Origin of the sequence: Acidovorax facilis (assembly GCF_023913775.1) — a bacterium.
Taxonomy (GTDB): Bacteria; Pseudomonadota; Gammaproteobacteria; order Burkholderiales; family Burkholderiaceae_C; genus Acidovorax; species Acidovorax facilis.
This window is the reverse complement of record NZ_JAMXAX010000294.1, coordinates 1-1,212: the sequence shown is the minus strand read 5'-3', so window position 1 is coordinate 1,212 and position 1,212 is coordinate 1. Positions and strand designations below refer to the sequence as shown.

At 66.5% G+C, this 1,212-nt stretch carries 1 protein-coding gene; it reads right to left on the bottom strand.

All coding sequences use genetic code 11. From position 1 onward, the window contains the following. Window positions 1-1,212 (bottom strand): non-ribosomal peptide synthetase (locus tag NFX52_RS30250; RefSeq protein WP_156358534.1); only part of this gene is annotated, 1,212 nt, incomplete at both ends.

The window sequence follows — 1,212 nt, the reverse complement described above, 5'->3', positions numbered from 1 at the left end:
GATCTGCAAGGTAAGGATGGAGTCGCCGCCGAGCTCGAAGAAGTTGTCGTGGCGGCCGACCCGATCGACTCGAAGCACCTGCTCCCAGACTTCAGCCAGCGCCCGCTCGACTTCGCCTCGCGGCGCCTCGTAGCGCTTCGCCTCGCGCTCCTCAGGCTCGGGCAAGGCCTTGCGATCAACCTTGCCGTTGGCAGTGAGCGGCAAGGCATCCAGCTGCATGATTGCAGGGGGCACCATGTATTCGGGCAGCGTCCGCGCGAGCGCTTCCCGTAGCCCGTCGATATCGATCCGCTCACCGGCCTGCGCCACGACGTAGCCGTAGAGTTGGGTGCGCCCGTCTTCGTCCTCGCGGGCGACAACCTCAGCTTCTGCGATGCCGAGTTGTCCCTGCAGCGCCTGCACTACTTCCCGCAGTTCCACCCGGTAGCCGCGCACCTTCACCTGGTCGTCCACCCGCCCCAGGAATTCGAGGCTGCCGTCCTCCAGCATCTTCACCCGGTCTCCGGTGCGGTAGAGCCGCTCGGCCGCCGAGAAGGGATTCGCGACGAAGCGCTCTGCAGTCTGCGCAGCACGAGCCTGGTAGCCCCGCGCCACGCCGGCACCGCCCAGGTACAGTTCGCCGACCACCCCAACGGGCACAGGGTTGAGGTCGGCATCGAGCACATGAGCGCTGCTGTTGGCGAGCGGCTTCCCCACCGACAAAGTGCCGGCCGTCCGAAGCGCCTCGTCCGCCTCCTGCGTGAGAATGCCCACCGTGGTCTCAGTCGGGCCGTAGTGGTTGAGCACCCGGCAGCTGGGCTTCAGTGCCTCGATTCGCTCCAGCAGCGGCCACCGTGTCGCTTCGCCCCCCACCACCAGCCGACGGGCAGGCAGCACGTCGGCCGGCGTGGCCGCATTCAGCAAGGCCTGAAGATGGCTGGGCACGATCTTGAGCGCGTCCACCCTATGGCGGCTCATGTACTCGGCGAAGGCGTCCGGATCGAAGACACGCTCTGCCGGGATCAAGTGCAGGGTGCGGCCGCTGCATAACGCACCGAAAAAGCTGGTGTGCCCGAGGTCCGCAGCTACGGTGGACACCATCGCGACCTGGCTCGCATCTGCCGGCAGATCGACCCGCTCCAGCACCGCCTGCACGTAGTTTGCAAGCGCACCACGACTAATGACCACGCCCTTGGGCTGCCCCGTGGAACCCGAGGTGTAAATGACATAGGC